Source organism: Micromonospora sp. NPDC051196, assembly GCF_040682415.1.
Taxonomy (GTDB): domain Bacteria; phylum Actinomycetota; class Actinomycetes; order Mycobacteriales; family Micromonosporaceae; genus Micromonospora.
Genome location: NZ_JBFBAY010000030.1, coordinates 1 through 20,496 on the forward strand (window position 1 = coordinate 1; position 20,496 = coordinate 20,496).

The following is a 20,496-nucleotide window of genomic DNA, read 5'->3' on the forward strand; positions in this document are numbered from 1 at the left end:
AAATCACCCGCAGCCTCAAACGCTACATAGCCCGCCAAATCTGGCGCACCCTCGAAGCCAACGCTTGACAAGAACCTTCACAGATCTTGCACTTTTGGTCGCCGAAATGGGCTGAATAACACCTTTGCGGGGACAGAAAGTGCAAGATCGACGGGCTCAGGCGCCCGCGCTCAGGGCTCAGGCGCCCGCGCTCAGGGCTCGGGCATCCGCGCTCAGGCGCCCGCGCGGGACTGTACAAATAACGGCTGATCGACCGATCAAGGGAGAGACGCCAGATGACGACCGAGATCACCTCGGGGCAGGAGCCGGCGGCCAGGCCGGTGGGTGCGGTCACGGATGAGCAGTTGATCGCGTTGCTGGTCGATCGGGCTCGTGGTGACGGGTTGAAGCTGACCGGTGAGGGTGGGCTGTTGCAGCAGCTCACTAAGCGGGTTCTGGAGTCGGCGTTGGACGGTGAGATCACCGATCACGTCGGTTACGACAAGCACGACCCTGCTGGTCGTGGTAGTGGGAACACTCGTAACGGCAGCCGGACCAAGACCGTGCTCACCGACGTCGGGCCGGTCGAGGTCCGCGTTCCGCGAGACGCGGCGGGCACGTTCGAGCCGCAGATCGTGCGCAAACGGCAACGCCGGCTGACCGGCGTCGACGACATGGTCCTGTCGTTGTCGGCCAAGGGGTTGACCCACGGCGAGATCGCCGCGCACCTGGCCGAGGTCTACGGGGCTGAGGTGTCCAAGCAGACCATCTCCACCATCACCGACAAGGTCATGGACGGCATGGCCGAGTGGCAGAACCGGCCCCTGGACCGGGTCTACCCGGTCGTGTTCATCGACGCCATCAACGTCAAGATCCGCGATGGGCAGGTCGCGAACCGGCCGATCTACCTCGCGATGGCGGTCACTGTCGACGGGCACCGTGACATCCTCGGCATCTGGGCCGGTGACGGCGGCGAGGGCGCCAAGCACTGGCTGCACGTGCTGACCGAGCTGAAGAACCGCGGCGTCGCCGACGTGCTGATGCTCGTCTGTGACGGGCTCAAGGGCCTGCCGGAGGCGGTGGAGACGGTGTGGCCGCGCACGATCGTGCAGACGTGCGTGGTGCATCTGCTGCGCAACTCGTTCCGCTACGCCGCCCGCCAGGACTGGGACAAGATCGCCAAAGCGCTCAAGCCCGTCTACACCGCGCCGACGGAGGACGCCGCGACCGAACGGTTCCTCGAGTTCGCCGACGCCTGGGGCAAGAAATACCCGGCGATCGTGAAGCTGTGGGAGAACGCCTGGGCCGAGTTCGTGCCCTTCCTCGCCTTCGACGTCGAAATCCGCAAGGTCATCTGCTCCACCAACGCGATCGAGTCGGTCAACGCCCGCATCCGCAAGGCCGTACGAGCCCGCGGCCACTTCCCCAACGAGCACGCCGCCTTGAAGTGTGTCTACATGGCCTTGATGAGCCTCGACCCGACCGGCACCGGACGCCGACGCTGGACCATGCGCTGGAAAGCACCCCTGAACGCCTTCCAAATCGCCTTCGAAGGCCGACTCACCCCGGCCAACAACTGACCACCTCAACAACCAAGATCAGCCGTTAACTTGACACTCCCGCCCGCGCTCAGGGCGCGGGTGCTCGCCCATGCGCGGGTGTCCTCGCGGTGCGGGCTTGTCGCGGGGAGGGTGGGTGGGAGGGGGTTAGGGGAGGGTGTTGGTGGTGGTTAGGGTGCGGTACCAGTGGGCGGAGTCTTTCCAGGTGCGCTGTTGGGTGTCGTAGTCGACGTGGATGATGCCGAAGCGGCGGTCGTAGCCGTACGCCCATTCGAAGTTGTCCAGCAGCGACCAGACGAAGTAGCCGCGTACGTCGGCACCGGCGGCCATGGCGTCGTGGGTGGCGGCGATGTGGCGGCGTAGGTAGTCGACGCGGCGGTCGTCGTGGATGGCGCCGTCGGGGGAGACCTCGTCGGGGAACGCCGCACCGTTCTCGGTGATCATCAGCGGCAGGTCGGGGTGTTCGCGGTGCAGCCGCAGCAGCAGGTCGGTCAGCCCGGCCGGCTCGATGTTCCAGCCCATCGCGGTGTGCGGGCCGGGCTGCGGCAGGAACTCGACCTGCTCCGAGCCGACCCAGGCCGAGTGCGCCGAGCGGCCGTGCCCGTCGGAGTCCGCCTTGGTCGACACGCCGTCCCAGGCGCGGACCAGGGTGGTCGAGTAATAGTTGACGCCGAGCACGTCCAGCGGCACCGCCGCGGTGCGCTCGTCGCCGTCACGGACGAACGACCAGTCGGTGACACCGGCGGTGTCGGCGAGCAGGTCCGCCGGATAAGCGCCGTCCAGCATCGGGCCGAGGAACGCCCGGTTGGCCAGCGCGTCGATGCGGCGTACCGCGTCGGCGTCGGCGGCCGAGTCCGAGGCCGGTCGGATCACGTGCAGGTTCAGCGTGACCGACAGCTGCGCGGCGGGCGCCAGTTCCCGGATCACCCGCCCGGCCAGCCCGTGCGCCAGGTTCAGATGGTGTACGGCGGCCAGCGCTCCAGCCGGCTCGGTGCGCCCCGGCGCGTGTACACCCGAGGCGTAGCCGAGGTACGCCGAGCACCACGGCTCGTTGAACGTGGTCCAGGTGTGCACCCGGTCGCCGAGCGCCCCGACGATCTTCGTGGCGTAGTCCGCGAAGCGTGCCGCCGTGTCCCGAGCCGGCCAGCCACCGGCGTCCTCCAACTCCTGCGGCAGGTCCCAGTGGTACAGCGTGGCCACCGGCTGGATGTCCAGTTCGAGCAGCCGGTCCACCAGTCGGGAGTAGAAGTCCACCCCGGCCTGGTTGACCGGGCCGGAACCGCCGGGCTGCACACGCGGCCAGGCGATCGAGAATCGGTACGCCTTGAGCCCGAGCGCGGCCACCTGGTCGAGGTCGTCGGCCCAGCGGTGGTAGTGGTCGGCCGCCACGTCGCCGGTGTCCCCGTTTCGGGTACGCCCCGGCGTGTGGCTGTAGGTGTCCCAGATCGACGGTCCCCGACCGCCCTCCTTGGCCGCCCCCTCGATCTGGTACGCCGCCGTGGCCGAGCCCCAGATGAAACCGGGGGGAAACACCACGTCGCTCATGCCGGCTCTCCGCTCGCTCACTTCGCCACCTCCGTGATCTCACAGCTGTATCCGGACGAGACACCGGTGACCACCTCGGCGGTGGCCCTGCCGTCCTGGTGGTGCACCTCGAATTCGGTGCCCGGACCCCCGTCTGGTGACGGGATCCGGACCCGGGTGCGTTGCCCCGGTGTCGGGGCGTACAGCCGCAACTGGACGCCGTCGGCCCACCGGTAGTCGGGTCGGTCGGTGACCGAGCCGAACGGGATGACCGCGCCGGGTCGGGCCAGCACCGGCACGGTGTCGAAGCCGTGCTTCTCGCTCACCCAGCCCGGACCGGTGACCTGTGCCCCGGTCATCAGGTTCGTCCAGGTGCCGGCCGGTACGTAGTAGGTGACCTGCCCGTCGCCGCTCATCACCGGCGCGACCAGCAGGTCCGGGCCGAGCATGTACTGCCGGTCCAGGTAGGCGGTGGTCGGGTCGTCCGGGAACTCCAGGATCATCGGCCGCATCACCGGTATCCCCTCCCGGTGGGCCTCGTCGGCCGCCGCCGCCAGATACGGCATCAGGCTCAGCTTGAGCCGGGTGAACCGGCGCAGCACCTCCACCGCCTCGTCGTCGTACGCCCACGGCACCCGGTACGAGCCGGAGCCGTGCAGCCGCGAGTGCGAGGAGAGCAGCCCGAAGGCGATCCAGCGTTTGAACACCGTCGGATCGGGGGTGCCCTCGAAGCCGCCGATGTCGTGGCTCCAGTAGCCGAAGCCGGAGGCGGCCAGGGACAGCCCGCCGCGCAGCGACTCCGCCATCGCCACGAAGGTGGACTCGCAGTCGCCACCCCAGTGCACCGGGAACTGCTGCCCGCCGGCGGTCGCCGAGCGGGCGAAGACCACCGCCTCACCCGTCCCACGCTCGGCCTCCAGCAGCTCGAAGACCGCCTTGTTGTACAGGTAGGAGTAGTAGTTGTGCATCCGCTGCGGGTCGGCGCCGTCGTGCCAGAGCACGTCGGTCGGGATGCGCTCACCGAAGTCGGTCTTGAAACAGTCGACGCCCATGTCGAGCAGCGCCTTGAGTTTGTCGGCGTACCACCGGGCGGCGTCGGGGTTGGTGAAGTCGACCAGCGCCATCCCGGCCTGCCACTTGTCCCACTGCCAGATCGACCCGTCCGGGTTGCGTACCAGGTAGCCGGCCTGCCGGCCCTCCTCGAACAGGTACGACCGCTGGGCGATGTACGGGTTGATCCAGACGCACACCTTCAGGCCACGCTCGTGCAGCCGGCGCAGCATGCCCTCCGGATCCGGGAACGTCGCCGGGTCCCAGATGAAGTCGACCCAGTGGAACTGCCGCATCCAGAAACAGTCGAAGTGGAACACCGACAGCGGCAGGTCCCGCTCGGCCATCCCGTCGATGAACTCGGTGACGGTCTTCTCGTCGTACGAGGTGGTGAACGAGGTGGACAGCCACAGCCCGTACGACCAGGCGGGCACCCGGGCCGGGCGGCCGGTCAGGGCGGTGTAGCGGCGCAGCACGTCCTTCGGGCTGGGCCCGTCGATCACGTGGTAGGTCAGCGACTGCCCCGGCACGCTGAACTGGGTCTGCGACACCACCTCGGAACCCACCTCGAACGACACGTGCTCCGGGTGGTCCACGAACACGCCGTAGCCGGCGCTGCTGAGGTAGAACGGTACGTTCTTGTACGCCTGCTCGCTGGCCGTGCCACCGTCGGCGTTCCAGATTTCCACCGTCTGGCCGTTCTTGACGTACGCCCCGAAACGCTCGCCCAGCCCGTAGATCGTCTCGCCGACGCCGAGGGCCAGCCGGTCGTGCACGTACTTGTCGCCGTCGGCGTCGGTGACCACGCCGATGCTGCGCTCGGTGGACGAGGTGACCAGCCGGTCGCCGCGCAGGAAGTCGACCTGCCACGGCCCGGTCAGCGCCACCCGGACGGTCAGCTCGCCGGTGGTCAACCGTGCGCTGAGCCCGGTCACCTCCACCTGCATCGGATGCCCGGTCTGCTCGGCGAGTGCGAAGCGGGGCTGTTTGGGTAGCCCGCCGCTGTGGTGACCGACGGTCACCCCGACCACCCCGGGGGCGGGGGAGAAGAAGCGTACGGTGACGACCGGGCGGTTGAGGGTGTCGCCCCGGCCGGTGATCCTGCCGATGGGCGCGAAGACGGTGAACGAGCGCTCGTCGGGCTCCACCGATTCCACCGCGCCGGGTCGCAGCACGGTGACGCCGGGACGCAGTTGCCAGTACCCGTCGGTGAACTTCACTTGTCGGCTCCTGCCTGATGAGTGTCGAGCCCGGGTTCTCCGTCAGGCCCGATGTCGGCTGGCAGCGCGACGGTGGGCTGCCGTGGTGTCCGGAGTCGGCCGCTGGTCGCCGCCGGCTCCCGGGTTTCCTGCGCTGCCGCCTCCCGTACGCGGTGGGCCGCTCGATCCGCGCACCTGGAGCGCGCACGGCAGCAGTTGCTGGTGGATCTCGCGATGGCCCCCGTCGACGTGCCGCAGCAGCGTCTCGATGGCGATGCGGCCCAGCGCCGAGCCGGGTGAGTTCATCGCGGTCAGTGCCGGGGTGGCCAGCTCGGCGACCTGCGGCGAGGTGACCATCGAGACCACCGACACGTCGTCGGGCACCCTGCGCCCACGGCCGCTCAGCTCGCCGAGCAGGCCGAAGACGGCGTTCTCGTTCATCGCGAGGATCGCGGTCAGGTCGGGTGCCTGCCGCAGAGCGGTGGCCAGGGCGCTCCGTCCGCCGGCCGCGCTGTCCTCGGCGGGGATCATCAGCGGCTCCAGGCCGTGCCCGGCCATGGCGGCGATGAATGCGTCCCGGGTCCGCAGCGCCGGGCCGTAGCCGTCGGCGATGGCCTCGGCGGAGTGGTTGACGTAGACGATCCGGCGGTGCCCGAGGCCGACCAGGTGACCGACCGCATCCTCGACGGTCCGGTCGAAGTCGATGTCCACGTACGACAGCTCGCTGGTGTCCGCGGTGCGACCGATCAACACCAGCGGTACGCCCAGCTCACGCAACACGTCCACGCGTGGATCGCGCAGCTGCACCTCCATCAGCAGCGCACCGTCGAGCATCCGCTGACTGGCCAGCCGGCGCAGCTCGTCGAGGTCGCCGACGCCGATGGGGGAGAGCACCAGGTGGTAGCCGGCGGCGCTGGCGGCGGCTGCCGCGCCGGTGACGAAGGCGGTCTCGGTGGCCCCCAGGCCGCGCTCGTCCATCGGCAGCAGCAGGCCCAGGATCCGGCTGCGCCGGCTGGCCAGCCCGCGTGCCATGGCGTTGGGCTGGTAATCCAGCTCCGCCATGGCGGCGAGCACCTTGGCCCGGGTGGCCTGGGAGATCGGGCGGGCGCCGGTGAGCACGTACGACACCGTGCTGACCGACACCTGGGCCAGGTGTGCGACGTCCTGCATGGTGGCCATCGCAGCACCTCCCGGCCGTGCGCCGGCGGTCGTCCGTCGGCTTTGCCAAACCGGTTAGTCGAAGCGCTTCGACTAACCGGTTCGACGAACGTAGATCACACGTCGCGGCCGAGTCAATAGGCGACGACGAATAGCGGTCGCACCGCTGCGAGGGTCTGCTCCGGGTGCAGCTGGTGCTCGCTCAGCCGTCGAGGTGGAACTTGTCCAACAGGGAGGGGGCGACCAGCCCGATCGAGGCCAGGATCGAGATGACGGTCAGCGCGGGGCGGACGAAGACCACCTCGGTACGCCCGCCCGCCCGCAAGGCGATCTTGTCGGGCAGGCTGATCGGCGTCCACATCCGGCGCTTGATCGGAATCGGCCAGAGGATCGGCACCCCGGCCCTGGTGATCATGTCACCGATGATGTGCACGAAGGCACCCACCCCGACCGCCAGGCCGATCATCGGGTACCCCCGATCACCGGGCAGGTTCGCGGCGGTGAAGGCGGCCGCGCCGGCCGAAACCAGGGTGACGATCACCCAGCCGGCGCGCTCGGCCCACTTGTCGAACAGGCCGCGCAGCGCCAGGCCGATCATGAAGAACAGGATCCCGATAACCGCCCACTTGCCGTACGTCGCGCACAGCGTGGTGGTGCCCCAGCCGAGCAGCACGGTGAACGGAATGGTGTGGGTCAGCGTACGGTGGCCGTTTGTGCGTTTCGGGTCGCGGCTGAGCTTGGTGGCGTAGTAGACACCCAGCGAGATCTTCTCCACCACCTCGGCGACGAACAGCGAGAAGACGCCGAAGGTACGCGCCACCGTCGCGCCGCCCTTGTTACGGGTCACCTTGCCGGACAGGTCGAGGTCGGGCAGCAACGCCCCGCCGGCACAGACGGCGGTGCCCACGGCGAGAGCCAGTGGCGACTGCTCGTAGTCGTAGAACTGCTGTAGCGCCCAGGACCCGCTCAGCCATACCGCCGCGCCGGACAGCGCGTGCGACGGACCCATCATCTCGGTTGCCCTCCCCAGGGATCTTGAGCGCCAAAACTACGTCACTGTAGTTCGCGGCCTCCATGCGGGGAACCTCCGAATCGTCCACACCGGACAATGTCGGAAAACGGTCACAGTCGGAACGATCAGCGGGAGGTGTGCAAGCGCGACATCACCGCGCCGGGCTGATGCCGGTCATGGTCAGGTCGAGCAGGCGGGCGGCCTCGGCTGCGGGGTCGGGGTGGTGGGTGGTGGCCAGTGCGATGCCGGTGATCAGCGTGAGCAGGTCGTCGATCGTCACGCCCGGTGCGAGGGCGCCGTCGGCGGAGGCGCGCTGGACCAGTGGCTCGCCTGCGGCGGTGAGCTGCGCGCACCACTTCGTGGAGGTGGCCGGGCAGCCCGCCCGTCGGGAGTTCGCCCGGGACCTCGGCATTCCGCTCACCTCCTTCGAGGAGTGGGCCGCGCAGTACCTGTCCCGCCGAGTGCGGCCGGGCGGCGAGAAGGATCCGGGTCAGGACCCGATCAGCCATGCCGCCGCGCCGGACAGCGCGGCCGGTTGACCCGGTGATCGACTCCGTTTCGCCGAAACGGCGGTATCCCACCGCCCCACACCCCGCCGTTTCGGCGAAACGGCGGGGGTCAGCGAAGCTCTACTGGAGGCGTCGGTACTGGCGGGGTCCGGTCGGTCGGGATACCGCCATGCCGTCGAAACGGCGGCGGCGATCCTGTCGTCGGGCGGCCGGCGTACCGGCCCGCTCGCTGCGCCAGATGGTGCCGGTGGGCCCTGTCGAGCTGATAGCACGAACGGGTCACGGCCCAGGTGGCTCACCACAGCGGCTGATCATCAGGTCCAGCAGGACTTTCTCCATGCGGGCCGACGACATCGTCGAGACGGGGATCCCCAACATGATGGCGGCGGTCAGGAGGGTCCTCGCCGGAGTGTTGCTGACGCATTCCTGATCATCCATCGCAGCTGAGATTTCCAAGCGGTCTATCCAAAGATCGAGTGCACGTAGCCGAGTTGAGGACGCCTGAAACGATGTGCCACCATACGGTATGTTGCGGACGGACCAAGCCTCCCGGGTGATCTCGGCTCCTCCTGACCGCGTCTTCGCCGCACTCATCGACCCGGACGCCCTCGTCGCATGGCTTCCGCCTACTGGCATGAGCGGCAGGTTCGAACAATTCGATGCCCGGCCGGGTGGGTCGTACCGGATGGTCCTTACCTACGCGGATGCCTCGACTGCATCGGGTAAGGCCACCGCCGACTCCGACATCGTCGAAGCTCGGTTCATCGACATCATCCCCGGCGTACGAGTGGTCCACGCCGTCAACTTCGTCGCCGACGATCCCGACTATGCGGGCACCATGACAATGACCTGGGCGGTGACCGCAACCGAGGACGGGACGCGCGTGGACTTCCGAGCCGACGACGTTCCCGTTGGCATCTCCGCGGAAGATCACGCGGCTGGGCTCGCGTCCTCGCTGGCAAACCTCGCCGCCTATCTCGAACGGTGACCCGTTACGAGACGGGGATCGCGTCACGAAGAACTGCCGCCGAACCCGAACAAGTTGGCGAAGAAGTTCAGGACTTGGTCAGTGTTGTCCGATACCCATTGGGCGGCCTCCGGAACCTTCGTTCTTACGATGTCGAGAAAGAAGTCGCTCCCGGCGTTCTTAAGAGTCTCGCCTATGTTGTTCTCCTCGATCCATTTTTGGATCATTCTCAGAAAGTCCTGCGCTGCCATGGGTTGCCCTTTCGTCTGAAGCGGGGTTCGTGCTCAAACTCGGCGCTAACGCGTTTGTTCCACCGCCAACCGGCGCTGAATCCTTGGATCGAGGGGACAGTGCCCAGGTAATCAAACGGAATAGGAGGTTCCGCTTCATCCCTTCCGGCACGAAGTCTTCGTGGCTGAAGTTCTTGAGCCCGAGGAAAATCCATTTGCGCTCTGGTGGGCACGAGTCGATGATTGCGGCGAACAATCTTTCGAGATGGTAGCCATGTTTCGAGGAATAGCCGATCATGGTCGGTTCGCGTCCGATTATGTGCGCGAACCTTTCACTCCTGTCGGCAAGGATTTCCTTCATCCGGCGCTCTTGTTCGAGTGACGGAATCCCGTAGCCGCTACGCCAGTCGAGAGGCTCGATCAGATCGATCTGATTCACTCCGAAAACTAGCCTGTCGTGAATTTCGGGAAGCTGCTCCAGGTACATCTGGTCGAGCGACACCGCGCGATTGCGAGCTGAGGAGACCCACAGCACCACATCGCAGCGCGGCAAGTGTTCTCGATAGAGATCGAGGTACTGCTTGTCCCGTCGGACGTCTTCGCCAAGCCCGGGTGCGTCCACGACACGTAGCCGTACGTCCGCTGGGCCGCCCGCCAGTGGCTCAAAACCCTGCTTTGCGGACGGGGAAGTGAACTCAACTTTCAAATCGGTGTCCCGAAACTCCTTCGTGCATGCCGTAGTGCTACTGGTCGGCAGGTCGGTCTTGAACAACGAGTTGATCGTCGAGGATTTACCGACCCCCGATACTCCAATCAGGCCAATGGTTGGCCAGCGATCGTCCAACTCTTGCCGAATGGCGTCGGCGATCGTTCTCAGCTGTTCCGAATTGGCGCACTCAAACGCCTGCTGGCTTTCATTGCTCATAGTATCTCCAGGTTGTCAACCAGCCGAACGATCGACATGTGATCCGCGCTTCGCAATGCCTCTTCGGGACTCAGAATTGACCTTTGTCAATGGATGATCGTTGAGGTGAACACGATGGGCTTGGTAAGCGCACGGCCTTCCACGACGAACGCGGGTTTGACGACGAATGCGATCGGATCCTCGGCTGTGCAGCCCGCCCATACATCACGGTTCATCGGCTCGTGTGGCACCCACCTGTCGTCGAACGACCACTCGTGGGCGAGCCCGACCGACGAGGCACGTTCGCGCAGGACCAACGCTTCCTTGAGTAGCCGCCACAGGGTTGAGTCGTCCGCCGGGATGCCCTGCCTGGGCAGCTCCTTGCGGATCCACTCAAGATTGGCCTCAGCTCTACCGAAGAGCGCCTCCAGGATCTGACGGACCAGCTCGGCTCCCGGTCGCCACCGTTCCGCCCGGTTTCTGCGCAGCTTCGGCTCCGCGTTTGCCACGAGCGGTCGGACCCGTTGCAGGTACAGGGCATCGAACGAGAGGCCGATCTCGCCGTACTCGCGGTGGCGCTGGGTGGTGGTGTCGGTGCGGTTGCGCGCCATGTCAGCGAGCCGGTCGCGTAGGTCGAGTTCGTATCGGGCCAGGCCACCGCGTAGTTCGGCGACCTGCGCCCGGAGTGCGTCGATCGGGTCGACGACCGACGCCATCTGTCGGGTCAGGGTGCGGTCGACCGACGTCAGGACAGCCGTCGAGCCCTCCGCGATCGAGGTTCTGATCTGCTCGATGCCGGGCAGAACCTGGCCGGTCATGGTGCCGTCGACCCTGGCGATCGCCGAGAGAAGCATGCCGAGGGTCCGGTCATGCTCGGCGAGCAGTTTGTTGACCGTGCGTAGCGTGTCCGACTGTGCCGTCAGCCGGACACTGAGCGCACCCAACTCCGCTAGGACAGCGGCGAGAACCTCTTGTCCGTACGGATCGGCCTGCCTGGGCGCACTGGCACCGGAAGCACCCTCCGAGGGGTTGGGCTGCTGCTCCTTCAACCATGCGTCCGTCATCACTGGTCCTCGAATGCCAGCGTCGCGACCTCGGTCAGGCCGGTGTGCCGGTTGACCGCCCGGACGTTGATCTCTGTTTCGTCGAAACGCATGTGGACGTCTACTTCTCGTTGCACCCGCGGTAGGTGCATGGATCCCTCCAGCTTTATGCGGAGTCGGCCGATCTTCCGTACGCCCGGCTCTGTGACATACCGGGGGTCGGAGTGTTCGCTCGCGAAGAAGCCGAACTCGATGAAGTCCTGGGCGCTCTGGGTCGGGACGAATACCTGGGCCGGCGCCTCGTGGCCCGCCGGTATGCGGTCGTTGATGGAGACGAACTTGTTGAACCTGTTGGTGGTCAGCCTTCGGGTGCTGTCGTCCTCGTCCTCTTCCGTCTGCGCCTGGTCGTCGCCGGGCTCGAACGGCAGGGCGATCTTGCAGCCGTAGGTGAACCGGGCAACCCGCGCGCTCAGCGCGTAGGGGGCGTAGCAGAAGTGGGTGGCGCCGAAGAGGACCGCCCGCTCGGGATGCTGCGGCACGACCAGTCGTGCCGTTCCCTTCAAGGCAGCTGACAGACGTTGCCGTAGGTAGGGGGACGCGGCGAACCCTCCGACGAGGAACACGATCTCGCTGCCTGCCCCTGCCCCCGGCTTGGCCCGCGACTCGGTCAACTGGGCCAGAACGCAGTCGATGATGCGGTCCACCACGGCGTCGAGGTGCCGTCGGACCTCCAGCGCCGGAATGACTATCCGGGTGTCGTCGCCCTTCTGGGCCTTGGCCAGGGCCTTGCGGGCGGTTCTACCCAGGGCGTCTCTCAGCCGTGACGGCAGGTCAAGATGGATAGGGTCGGTGTCGTCGATCGTTCTCCGGTTGCGCAGCAGCTCCCAACTGCTGACCAGCGCGGCCACCTGGGCGGGGTGGTCCTTACGTAGCCGGTTGAGCTTGAGGTCCCCTCCGAAACACCGGCCGAGCGTGTCCAGGACGAAGCTCCGCGAGGTGTACTCGGCGCCGAACGGGCCGCCTGTCGGCCTGCAGATCTGTTCGACCGTATCGTCGTCGCCGACCTGATAGGTGACCAGGTCGACTGTTCCGCCGCCGCAGTCGACGACGACGAAGCGGCTGCCCACCCGCAACCGACCCCGCTCCGCGTCCTCCCCCTCGGGACCGCCGATTCCGGCGATGTTGCAGAAGAGAGCTGCGGCGTCCGGTTCCGGGACGAGAAGCAGCTTGTCGGAATCGGTGGGAAGCCCGGCCTTGCCGGCGGCGAGTCGCATGTCGGCCATCGACTTCTCGCTCCACATCGCCGGCACGGTGAGACACCAGCGAATGTCAGTTTCGCGGTAGATGCCGTTCTTCGTGATGTCGGCGACGGCGACAGCATGCAGGCGCCGTAGGTACTCCGAGATCAGGGGAACAGGATCGCCGAGGCGGTCTGCGATGCCCGGCAGGTCCGACTGTGCCTCGCGCTCCCGAGCGGGATCGTTTCGGGGGCGCAGCGACATCTTGAGTCCGTGCACGAATCGGTGGTCCTGTTGCCCTTGAGCGACGAGGGTGCCGAAGCGGGCCTCGGCCGTGTGTCCCCACTCCTGGACTTCGTCGCCGCGCAACAGCAGTGCCGTGAGCGTCTTCGGGTAGGGCCGGGGCGAGTCGGGCCAGACCTGGCAGTCGTTGATGTCCCGTTGCGAGCGGGAGTCATTACGGCTGTCCACCACGGCCCAGGCGTAGCCTGATCCGTGGGTGCCGAAGTCGATTGCGGCGACGACACGTGGCCAGTCCATCTATTCCTCCGAGTAGTGCGTGCTCTGTAGGAGCGCGCGACGCGCCACAGGCTCCGCCTCCGCGCGCAGCTGCCGGGCTCCCGTGACGTCTCCCGCTTGCTCCAAGACGTCGATGACGTCATGCGCGAGGTCGACGTAGCGCTGCGGATCGGACGACGCCAGATCCCGTAGGTCCGTCAGCGCCCGCTGGTACTCATCACGTACCTGGTCGGGCAGCCCGCCGGAGGCGTAGACGAGCATCTTCTCGACTGCGGCGTCCAACGGCTCGATCCTGCCGTGGTAGGCGGCCAGTTCGAGCATGGTCGCCGACCCGGCCGCGATCGTGGGCCGTAGCGATTCCGCGCCGCTCGGCAGTTGCGTATGGAGGACCGGGCGGCGGCCCTCGTGGGTGACGTGGAACCACTCCGCGAACATCCCGCAGAGGACTGATACCTGGGCTCCGATGGCCTCGTCCCGCTGGTTCAGCTTGCGCTTGGATCTTTCGCTGACCGCGTACGTGGGCTCCGGGTAGCCGACGGACAGCACGACACGTACGGATGGCGGCAGCGCAGGAGCGGTCACCCCGGTTGCGGAGGGCGTCATGTTCCACGCCTGCACGTTGATCCGCATGATGTCGCGTTCGACATCGCCGTGAACGAGGATGACGGGCAGGTCCCACAGGAGTTGCCGGACGGCGAGGGCGTCGGCGTCGAGGTTGTAGAGCGGTCGCCGAAACAGCCCCGTGAGTCGCTGCGCGGTGTCCCGCCAAGGCGAGGCTTCCCAGGCGTAGTGCATCGGCAGCAGATGGCCTGACCGCTCGTCGTCCACTTTGGCCGTCCGGCACAGGCGATGCAGCGGAGCGAACAGGACGACCGGCTCTCGCCCGCCATGGGTGATCGTCTCGACGTCCTGGCGCACCTTGTCCTCCGTCGAGGCAAACGGGCTGTTGGCCTGGTCGATCGCCTGACGTGCGATCGCCGCGTGGACGACTATCTGGGCCGCTGCGCGATGCGCTGTCCGGGCCAGCACGTGCTCGTGGCGTTGCTCTTCCAACTCGCGTGCGAGCCTCGCCGCCACCAAGGCGCGCTCAAGGGCGTGCTGCTGCTGCTGATCGTTCAGTTCGCGGATCAGCCCGGCGCGATGGGAGTCGCTCTCCTTGTCCAGCTTCGCCTGGTGGGTACGCGCCTCCATGTCGTGCCGGTGGGCCGCCTCGCCCTGCCGAGCCCGAATGTCAGCCTGCGTCTGCTCCCTCCTCAGCTGCTGCTCGGCCTCGTCGGCCCGGGACACCCGCCGCTCACGCTCGATGTGGACGTCGTGTTGCTGCTTCTCGCGCTGGCGGACCGTCGTGTGCCGGATCTCCTGCGACTTCACCAGCGCCTCGGGCGTGGCGCCGATGGCCTTTCCGACGCCGCTGGCGATTTCCTTGAGAGCGTCACCGCCGGCCTTGAAGAAATCTCCCATCTTCTGGAAAAACCCCACGAGTGGCTCTCCCTATCCCCTTCAGGTAGCGGATTTCTTGCAGTGTGTTCGCGAGGCGGCCATTGTCGCAATAGGGGCGAATTATCCGATCGGTCTGAATAGCGGCCAGCGCCAGCCGGCCCTGATGAAAGCCGACTCTAAAGAACGTCGTACGTTTGGGTAAATCCCAGAAATCTGGGGGGTCGATAGCATTTCGTCATGTCTCGTCGTGTCGACCGTGATCATGAGCCGCTCACCCGAGGGCTGCGGCAGTCTCTGACCGAGGCGACCGACACCCTGGATGTCATCAACCGCACCGCTAAGGTGCTACTCGACGGGGTGCCGGCTGACGTCTGGTGTGGAGTGGTGGTCGATCCTGCAACCTTGCTCGACACCGGGGGAGAGCACCGACACGGGTTCCCGGCCGAGGTGATGCCGCGTTTGTTCGAAATCGAGCACGCGGAACAAGACGACATCGACAACCTGCGCGCACTTTCGAGACGGGCCAGCCCGGTCAGCCTGCTCAGCAATTCCACCCAGGGGAAGAACGAGTCCAGCAAGTACTACCGCGAAATACTCAGTCCCCTGCGCCTGGCTGATGAGCTGCGGGTGCTTTTACGTGACGGCGGGCGCACCTGGGGCCTGCTGGTGATGTGCCGGCAGCGCAGCAGTCCCGCCTTCACCCCGGATGAGCTGCGCCTGGCGGCGAGCCTTGCGGCACCCGCCACAGCAGCGCTGCGCCGCTCACTCCTGTTGGGCGGCAAGGACAGCGGTACGATCCTGGACGCGCCCGGTGTGGTGATGATCAACGAAGACCACAGCATCGCTGAGATGAGCCCGACGGCACAGTTCTGGTTCGACCAGTTGCCCGAGTCGCACGAGCCAGGGCGGATGCCGCATGCGATGTCCGCCCTGATAAGTCACACCAGGACGCTGGACCCGGGGACGATCACGCGGTCTCGCGCGCGCACTCGATCCGGCACCTGGATAACTCTGCACGGTTGGCGTATCGGTCAGACCACAACAGTCTCCATTGCGCGGTCGTCTCCCGGGGAGCTGGTGGCACTGATACTTGACGCCTACGCACTCACCGTCAGGGAGCGCGAGATAACCCAACTCGTCCTGCTGGGACGATCCACAGCCGAAATATCGGCTCAGCTGAAGGTGACCGAGAACACGGTCCAGGACCACCTCAAGTCCGTTTTCGACAAGACCGGGGTACGAAGCCGCCGCTCCCTGGTGGCCGATGTGTTCTTCCGGCACTACTTGCCCCAGCTCAGCGGCCCTTCGCTCACGAAGGACGGACGCCTGAGCCTGCGGTCGTGATCTCGGATTGGACGATCATGGGATTCTGGCTCCGGAAGGGCCCGGTCGCTCGATGCTTTCGTTGCAGCGCCACACCGGCTCGGGTGAGACGGACGATCATCAGTGCGGTGTCGATCCATGGTGCACCGACGAGAGTTTGTCGGATGCCTGACATTTCTTCATTCTTTTGAAGTGTTTAGGTATCTGGTGTTGTGGTGCCGGTGGGTGGCGGTTCGTTTGTGCTCTATTTTTGACCCCTGCCGGGCCTTTGTTTGATCTTTATCTGGTGTTTCCGCTTGCTGGTCGGGTGGTTCTGCCATCTGTTGGCGAAGGAGTCTGGGTGGCGCAGACGGTTGCTGTGCGGGTGGGCGCGGTCGAGGTGCTGGTCGAGGTCGTGCCTGCGGCTGGTTCTCAGCAGACATCGGGGGGTGGACGCGTCGATCGGGTCGTGGACTATGCGGCGGGTGCGTTCGAGCGGGCGCAGTCGGCGGTGGAGGAGATCGCGGTGTCGACGGCGCGGATGGTCGGCCGGGTCACGCGGCGGGTCGGTAGTCCGGAGTCGGTGGAGGTCGAGTTCGGGCTGAAAGTGTCGGCCAAGGGCGACGTGATCGTTGCGGGGGCCTCGGGCGAGGCGTCGCTGAAGGTGAAGATCATTTATGGTGCGAGTGGTGACCGTGGGCTTCGAGGGCCGGGCGAAGCGGATCCGGAGGACGCGGACACCGACGCCGAGGAATCGCTGGACGCCGCGTCATGACCGTGCGGGTGGTCGGGTGGGACTTTCTCGGCTGGGTCGCTGCTGACGGTGGTGGGCTGCCTGTCGGCACCTGTTTCCAGGTCGAGCCGGGTGTGCTGGTGACGGCCCACCATGTGCTCGTGGACATCTGTGCGGCGGCGGTGGGCTGCGTGGTGCGGGTCGGGCCAGTCGGCGGCGGTGCGGGATGGGACGCGACGGTCCAACGCGTCGACGAGGTGCACGACCTGGCGGTCCTGCGTGCCGAGCAGCCGCTGTCGGGGTCTGTTTCGCAGGTGGTCGTCTCCGACGGGGTGCGGGACAACGAGGCGGTGACGACGGCCGGCTACCCGACGATCGAGGACGACGGGCACGAGTACGAACTGCTGACCGCGGGGGGCCACTGGCGCGGCCCGGCGCTGCGAGACGGCGTGTTGTGGTCACGTCTGCAGGCGGACGCGGTCATGCCCGGTATGAGCGGTGCGCCGGTGCTGCGGGTGTCCGACCGGGCGGTGGTGGGTGTGGTCTCCGGCCGCTACAACTCGCAGGACGGCTGGCTGGCTGGTGCGGTGTGGGTGTCACGGGTGGAAGACCTGTCCGTGCTGTTGGACGGGGTGGCGTCGGTCGTCGTCGAGGAGACGGTGCCGGCGAACGGGCTGCTGGAACTGGTGCTGACGGTGTCGCAGTCGCACGTACGCCTCTCGGGGTGTGGGCAGGATGTGACGGCGGCGCATCGTGGTGTGTCGTCCGGTCTGGCCAACGCGTTGCACGACGTACGTCGGGAACGCGCTCGCTCGCGGGTGGTGGTGCGTGACCTTGCGACCGGAGACCAGGCCGCCGGTGTGCTGTCGTTGCGGCGTGCCGGGCAGTTGTTGGCGGAGTCGTTTCTGCCGGTCACGGTGGCGCAGGCGTTGGACCGGGTGATTCGTCGGGCGCAGCGGGAGTATGTGCCGGTACGGGTGGGGGTGCAGGCGCCGGATTGGTGGTGGCTGCCGTGGGAGGCGTTGCCGGAGCCGGTGACCGGCCGCCCGTTGGTGCTGCACGAGTTGGTGTCGGTGTATCGGAGGGTGGAGGCGGCGGGTTCCCGGTCGGCTGCGGCGCCGGGCCCTTTGCGGATTGTGGTGGCGATCGCCTCGCCGGAATCCGGCAGTGGTCCGCTGCTGGATTACGAGCGGGAGTTGAGCAGCGTCCTGGACGCGGTGCATAGGGCGCACCGCAGCCAGGCGGTGGTGCGGATCGTGCCGTTCGCCACGACGGCGGCGATCCGTGCCGTGCTGGGCGAGGACACCACGCATGTGCTGCATCTGTCCGCGCACGGTGCGCCGGGCATCCTGCACCTGGAGGACGAGCAGGGTCGTGCACGGCCGGTGGATCCGGAAACCCTGATCGCGGAGGCGATCCCGGAAGGCCGGATGCCGCGGGTCATCTCACTCGCGGCCTGCTACACCGATGTCGACGGCGAGGACGGTGCGGGGTCGTTCGCCGCCAGGCTGGCCCGGCGGGGCGCGGGCGCGGTGATCGCGACGCAGACCTCGGTCACCGACGTGTACGCCACAAGGTTGTTCGCCGCCGTGTACGCCGAGCTGGCAGCTTCGGCGCGGCCGGATGTGGTCGCGGCGGTGGCACAGGCCCGTCGGCGCGTGCAACGAGACCTGGCCGCCGGCCCGGACCCGTTGACCCAGGCGGTCGCGGGCATGGACGAGTGGAGTGTGGTCAGCGTGCTGGCCGCCGCACCGTCGGTGACCGTCGTGGACGGCACCGCACCAGCCGAACCCCGCGTCCAGGTCGTGCCGGACCTGGGCGGCCTGCTCGCCCGGCCGGTCGGGCAGTTCGTCGGTCGCCGGCACGCCCAGCGCACCCTGCCCGGCCTGCTCAGTGACGGCACAGGCATGTCGGTGCTGCTGCACGGAATCGGTGGGATCGGGAAGACCACCCTGGCCGCCGAAGTGGTACGCCGGCTGCTGGACACCTCGCCGGACTGGCGTCTGGTCACCGTGACCGGGCCGGTCACCGTCGACGGGCTGCTGACCGCAGTCGCCGACGCGGCCCGCCGGGAGTTGGTGCTGCGGGAGCAGTTCAGCGGCCCGCCGATGGTCGCGGTGCAGGCGGCCGGCCGGGTGGACCTGCCCTGGTCCGACCGGTTCGCTCTGCTGCGCGATCAGATCCTGGCCGACACGAGGATCCTGGTGGTGCTGGACAACTTCGAGGACAACCTGATCGGTGACAGCGACATCGACGCCGGTTGGTCGATCGGGGATCCCGGGCTGGCGGGATTGCTGGCCGCTTGGTTGACCAGCCCCGGCCGTAGCCGGCTGCTGATCACCAGCCGTTACCGGTTCGGGCTACCCGATCCGGCCGCCGAACGGCTGCACGCCTATCAGGTGCCTCCGTTGAGTCTGGCCGAGACCCGGAAGCTGCTGTGGTCGCTGCCCCGCCTGGACCGGCACGCCGCCGACATCGACGCGCAGCAGCGGATCTGGCACACAGTCGGTGGCCACCCCAGAGCCTTGGAATACCTCGACGCGCTACTGCCCGGCAACGACGGCGACCCTGCCGGGCAGGGCCGCTTCACCGACATCACCCGACGCCTACGCCAGGCCGTCGAAACACGGCTCGGTGCCGCTGACACGGCCGCGTGGCTGGCCCAACAGCGCACCTTGGACGCCGCTCTGGCCGACACGGTCACGCTGGCCGCTGACGACGTCCTGCTCACCGAACACCTGACCCACCTCGACAGCATCGAGGGCGCGGTCCGGCTGCTGGCCGGGATCAGCGTCTACCGCGAACCCGTCGACGTCAACGGGCTGCTGTTCCAGATCGGCATCGCGAACCCGGATGCCGCACACCCCGGCGGCATGGCAGAGGCAGCCGCCCAGATCCGTGACCTCCTATTGCGATACGCACTCGACCTGAACAGCCTGACGGAGGCACTTGGGCAGGACAGTCCGCTCACCCCGGCAGACCGCGAACGCCTCGCCCAGCTAGTGGAGCAGGCACGCCGACCGCCTCAGCCCCCGTTCACCGCACCACTGGGCCTGACCGAGCTGGTCCGGCAACTGGCCACGACCAGTCTGATTGCCATCGTCGATGACGACCGGGTGGTGATGCACCGCTGGACCGCCACCGAACTACATCGCCACTGGAACACCGACCACGGCCCTCACCACCACCCCGGGCTGGTCACCGCCGCCCACCACGCCGCCGCAACATACTGGCGGTGGCGCGTCGACACCTGGCCGCAAGACTCGTTCGACGACCTCCACGATCTCACTGAAACCCGTCACCACCTGCTGGCCACCAGTGATCTGGAAACTGCCGGAGCCATCACCGAACACATCTGCGACCAACTCGACCAGTGGGGGGCCTGGGACCAAGAGACCAGCCTCATCCACGACACCCTTCGCTGGCTCCCAGACAACTCACCCCGCCGCCCGGCCTGGTACCACCAGCTCGGCATGATCGCTCAGGCCCGGGGTGACTACGGCGAGGCCGAACGCCGCTACCAGCAATCCCTCACCATATTCGAGGAGTTGGGCGACCGGTCCGGCATGGCCAGCAGCTATCACCAGCTCGGCATGATCGCTCAGGCCCGGGGTGACTACGGCGAGGCCGAACGCCGCTACCAGCAATCCCTGACCATCGACGAGGAGCTGGGCAGCCGGGCCGGCATGGCCAGCAGCTACGGTCAGCTCGGCATGATCGCTCAGGCCCGGGGTGACTACGGCGAGGCCGAACGCCGCTACCAGCAATCCCTGACCATCAAAGAGGAGCTGGGCAGCCGGGCCGGCATGGCCAGCAGCTATCACCAGCTCGGCTACCTCGCTCAGGCCCGGGGTGACTACGGCGAGGCCGAACGCCGCTACCAGCAATCCCTGACCATCAAAGAGGAGCTGGGCAACCGGGCCGGCATGGCCAGCAGCTTTCACCAGCTCGGCATCCTCGCTCAGGCCCGGGGTGACTACGGCGAGGCCGAACGCCGCTACCAGCAATCCCTGACCATCGACGAGGAGTTGGGCGACCGGGCCGGCATGGCCAGCAGCTTTCACCAGCTCGGCATCCTCGCTCAGGCCCGGGGTGACTACGGCGAGGCCGAACGCCGCTACCAGCAATCC

The 20,496-nt window shown here is 67.2% G+C and carries 15 protein-coding genes; 6 read left to right on the forward strand and 9 right to left on the reverse strand.

The genetic code is table 11. The annotated features are described in order from the left end of the window. The first annotated feature begins 275 nt into the window (after positions 1-275). Positions 276-1,559, forward strand: a complete 1,284-nt coding sequence (locus tag AB0M35_RS28265; protein WP_363749181.1) for an IS256 family transposase — start codon at positions 276-278, stop codon at positions 1,557-1,559. 126 nt (positions 1,560-1,685) lie between these two features. Here AB0M35_RS28265 and AB0M35_RS28270 read toward each other — a convergent pair whose 3' ends face one another. The 5 genes from AB0M35_RS28270 to AB0M35_RS28290 all read right to left on the reverse strand — a co-directional run bounded on the left by AB0M35_RS28270 (position 1,686) and on the right by AB0M35_RS28290 (position 7,893). Further along, complete coding sequence (locus tag AB0M35_RS28270; protein ID WP_363749205.1) at positions 1,686-3,083, reverse strand: GH1 family beta-glucosidase; 1,398 nt, start codon at positions 3,081-3,083, stop codon at positions 1,686-1,688. A gap of 17 nt (positions 3,084-3,100) precedes the next feature. After that, entirely contained in the window at positions 3,101-5,332 is a 2,232-nt protein-coding gene (gene yicI / locus AB0M35_RS28275) for an alpha-xylosidase (protein ID WP_363749182.1), read from the reverse strand. A gap of 42 nt (positions 5,333-5,374) precedes the next feature. Continuing rightward, positions 5,375-6,490: a LacI family DNA-binding transcriptional regulator gene (locus tag AB0M35_RS28280; RefSeq protein WP_363749183.1), complete on the reverse strand. Its 1,116-nt coding sequence runs from the start codon at positions 6,488-6,490 to the stop codon at positions 5,375-5,377. 181 nt (positions 6,491-6,671) lie between these two features. After that, the gene (locus tag AB0M35_RS28285) at positions 6,672-7,481 is read right to left on the reverse strand and encodes a metal-dependent hydrolase (RefSeq protein ID WP_363749184.1); all 810 of its coding nucleotides are present in this window, start codon (positions 7,479-7,481) and stop codon (positions 6,672-6,674) included. A gap of 151 nt (positions 7,482-7,632) precedes the next feature. Then, entirely contained in the window at positions 7,633-7,893 is a 261-nt protein-coding gene (locus tag AB0M35_RS28290; RefSeq protein ID WP_363749185.1) for a hypothetical protein, read from the reverse strand. Between AB0M35_RS28290 and AB0M35_RS28295 the strand changes: the two genes are divergently transcribed. Next, complete coding sequence (locus tag AB0M35_RS28295; RefSeq protein WP_363749208.1) at positions 7,820-8,020, forward strand: hypothetical protein; 201 nt, start codon at positions 7,820-7,822, stop codon at positions 8,018-8,020. The genes AB0M35_RS28290 and AB0M35_RS28295 overlap by 74 nt on opposite strands. A 496-nt stretch (positions 8,021-8,516) precedes the next feature. Then, a complete protein-coding gene (locus tag AB0M35_RS28300; RefSeq protein WP_363749186.1) occupies positions 8,517-8,978 on the forward strand; it encodes an SRPBCC family protein in 462 nt (153 codons plus the stop codon). Positions 8,979-9,137: 159 nt separating this feature from the next. Here AB0M35_RS28300 and AB0M35_RS28305 read toward each other — a convergent pair whose 3' ends face one another. The 4 genes from AB0M35_RS28305 to AB0M35_RS28320 all read right to left on the reverse strand — a co-directional run bounded on the left by AB0M35_RS28305 (position 9,138) and on the right by AB0M35_RS28320 (position 14,370). Further along, positions 9,138-10,112, reverse strand: coding sequence for a GTPase (locus AB0M35_RS28305; protein ID WP_363749188.1), 975 nt, complete (start codon positions 10,110-10,112; stop codon positions 9,138-9,140). Positions 10,113-10,198: 86 nt separating this feature from the next. After that, entirely contained in the window at positions 10,199-11,155 is a 957-nt protein-coding gene (locus tag AB0M35_RS28310; RefSeq protein ID WP_363749189.1) for a hypothetical protein, read from the reverse strand. Continuing rightward, positions 11,155-12,912 carry a hypothetical protein gene (locus tag AB0M35_RS28315; RefSeq protein ID WP_363749190.1) on the reverse strand — a complete coding sequence of 586 codons (1,758 nt, stop codon included), beginning with the start codon at positions 12,910-12,912 and terminating at the stop codon, positions 11,155-11,157. Before AB0M35_RS28315 ends, AB0M35_RS28310 begins: the two co-directional genes overlap by 1 nt. Further along, the gene (locus AB0M35_RS28320; RefSeq protein WP_363749191.1) at positions 12,913-14,370 is read right to left on the reverse strand and encodes a hypothetical protein; all 1,458 of its coding nucleotides are present in this window, start codon (positions 14,368-14,370) and stop codon (positions 12,913-12,915) included. A 198-nt stretch (positions 14,371-14,568) separates the two neighbouring features. Between AB0M35_RS28320 and AB0M35_RS28325 the strand changes: the two genes are divergently transcribed. The 3 genes from AB0M35_RS28325 to AB0M35_RS28335 all read left to right on the forward strand — a co-directional run. Continuing rightward, on the forward strand, positions 14,569-15,675 hold the full coding sequence (locus AB0M35_RS28325) for a helix-turn-helix transcriptional regulator (RefSeq protein ID WP_363749192.1): 1,107 nt from the start codon (positions 14,569-14,571) through the stop codon (positions 15,673-15,675). A gap of 319 nt (positions 15,676-15,994) precedes the next feature. Next, positions 15,995-16,408 carry a CU044_2847 family protein gene (locus tag AB0M35_RS28330; RefSeq protein WP_363749193.1) on the forward strand — a complete coding sequence of 138 codons (414 nt, stop codon included), beginning with the start codon at positions 15,995-15,997 and terminating at the stop codon, positions 16,406-16,408. After that, on the forward strand, positions 16,405-20,496 hold a 4,092-nt coding region (locus tag AB0M35_RS28335; protein ID WP_363749194.1), incomplete at its 3' end, for a tetratricopeptide repeat protein. The genes AB0M35_RS28330 and AB0M35_RS28335, both read left to right, overlap by 4 nt.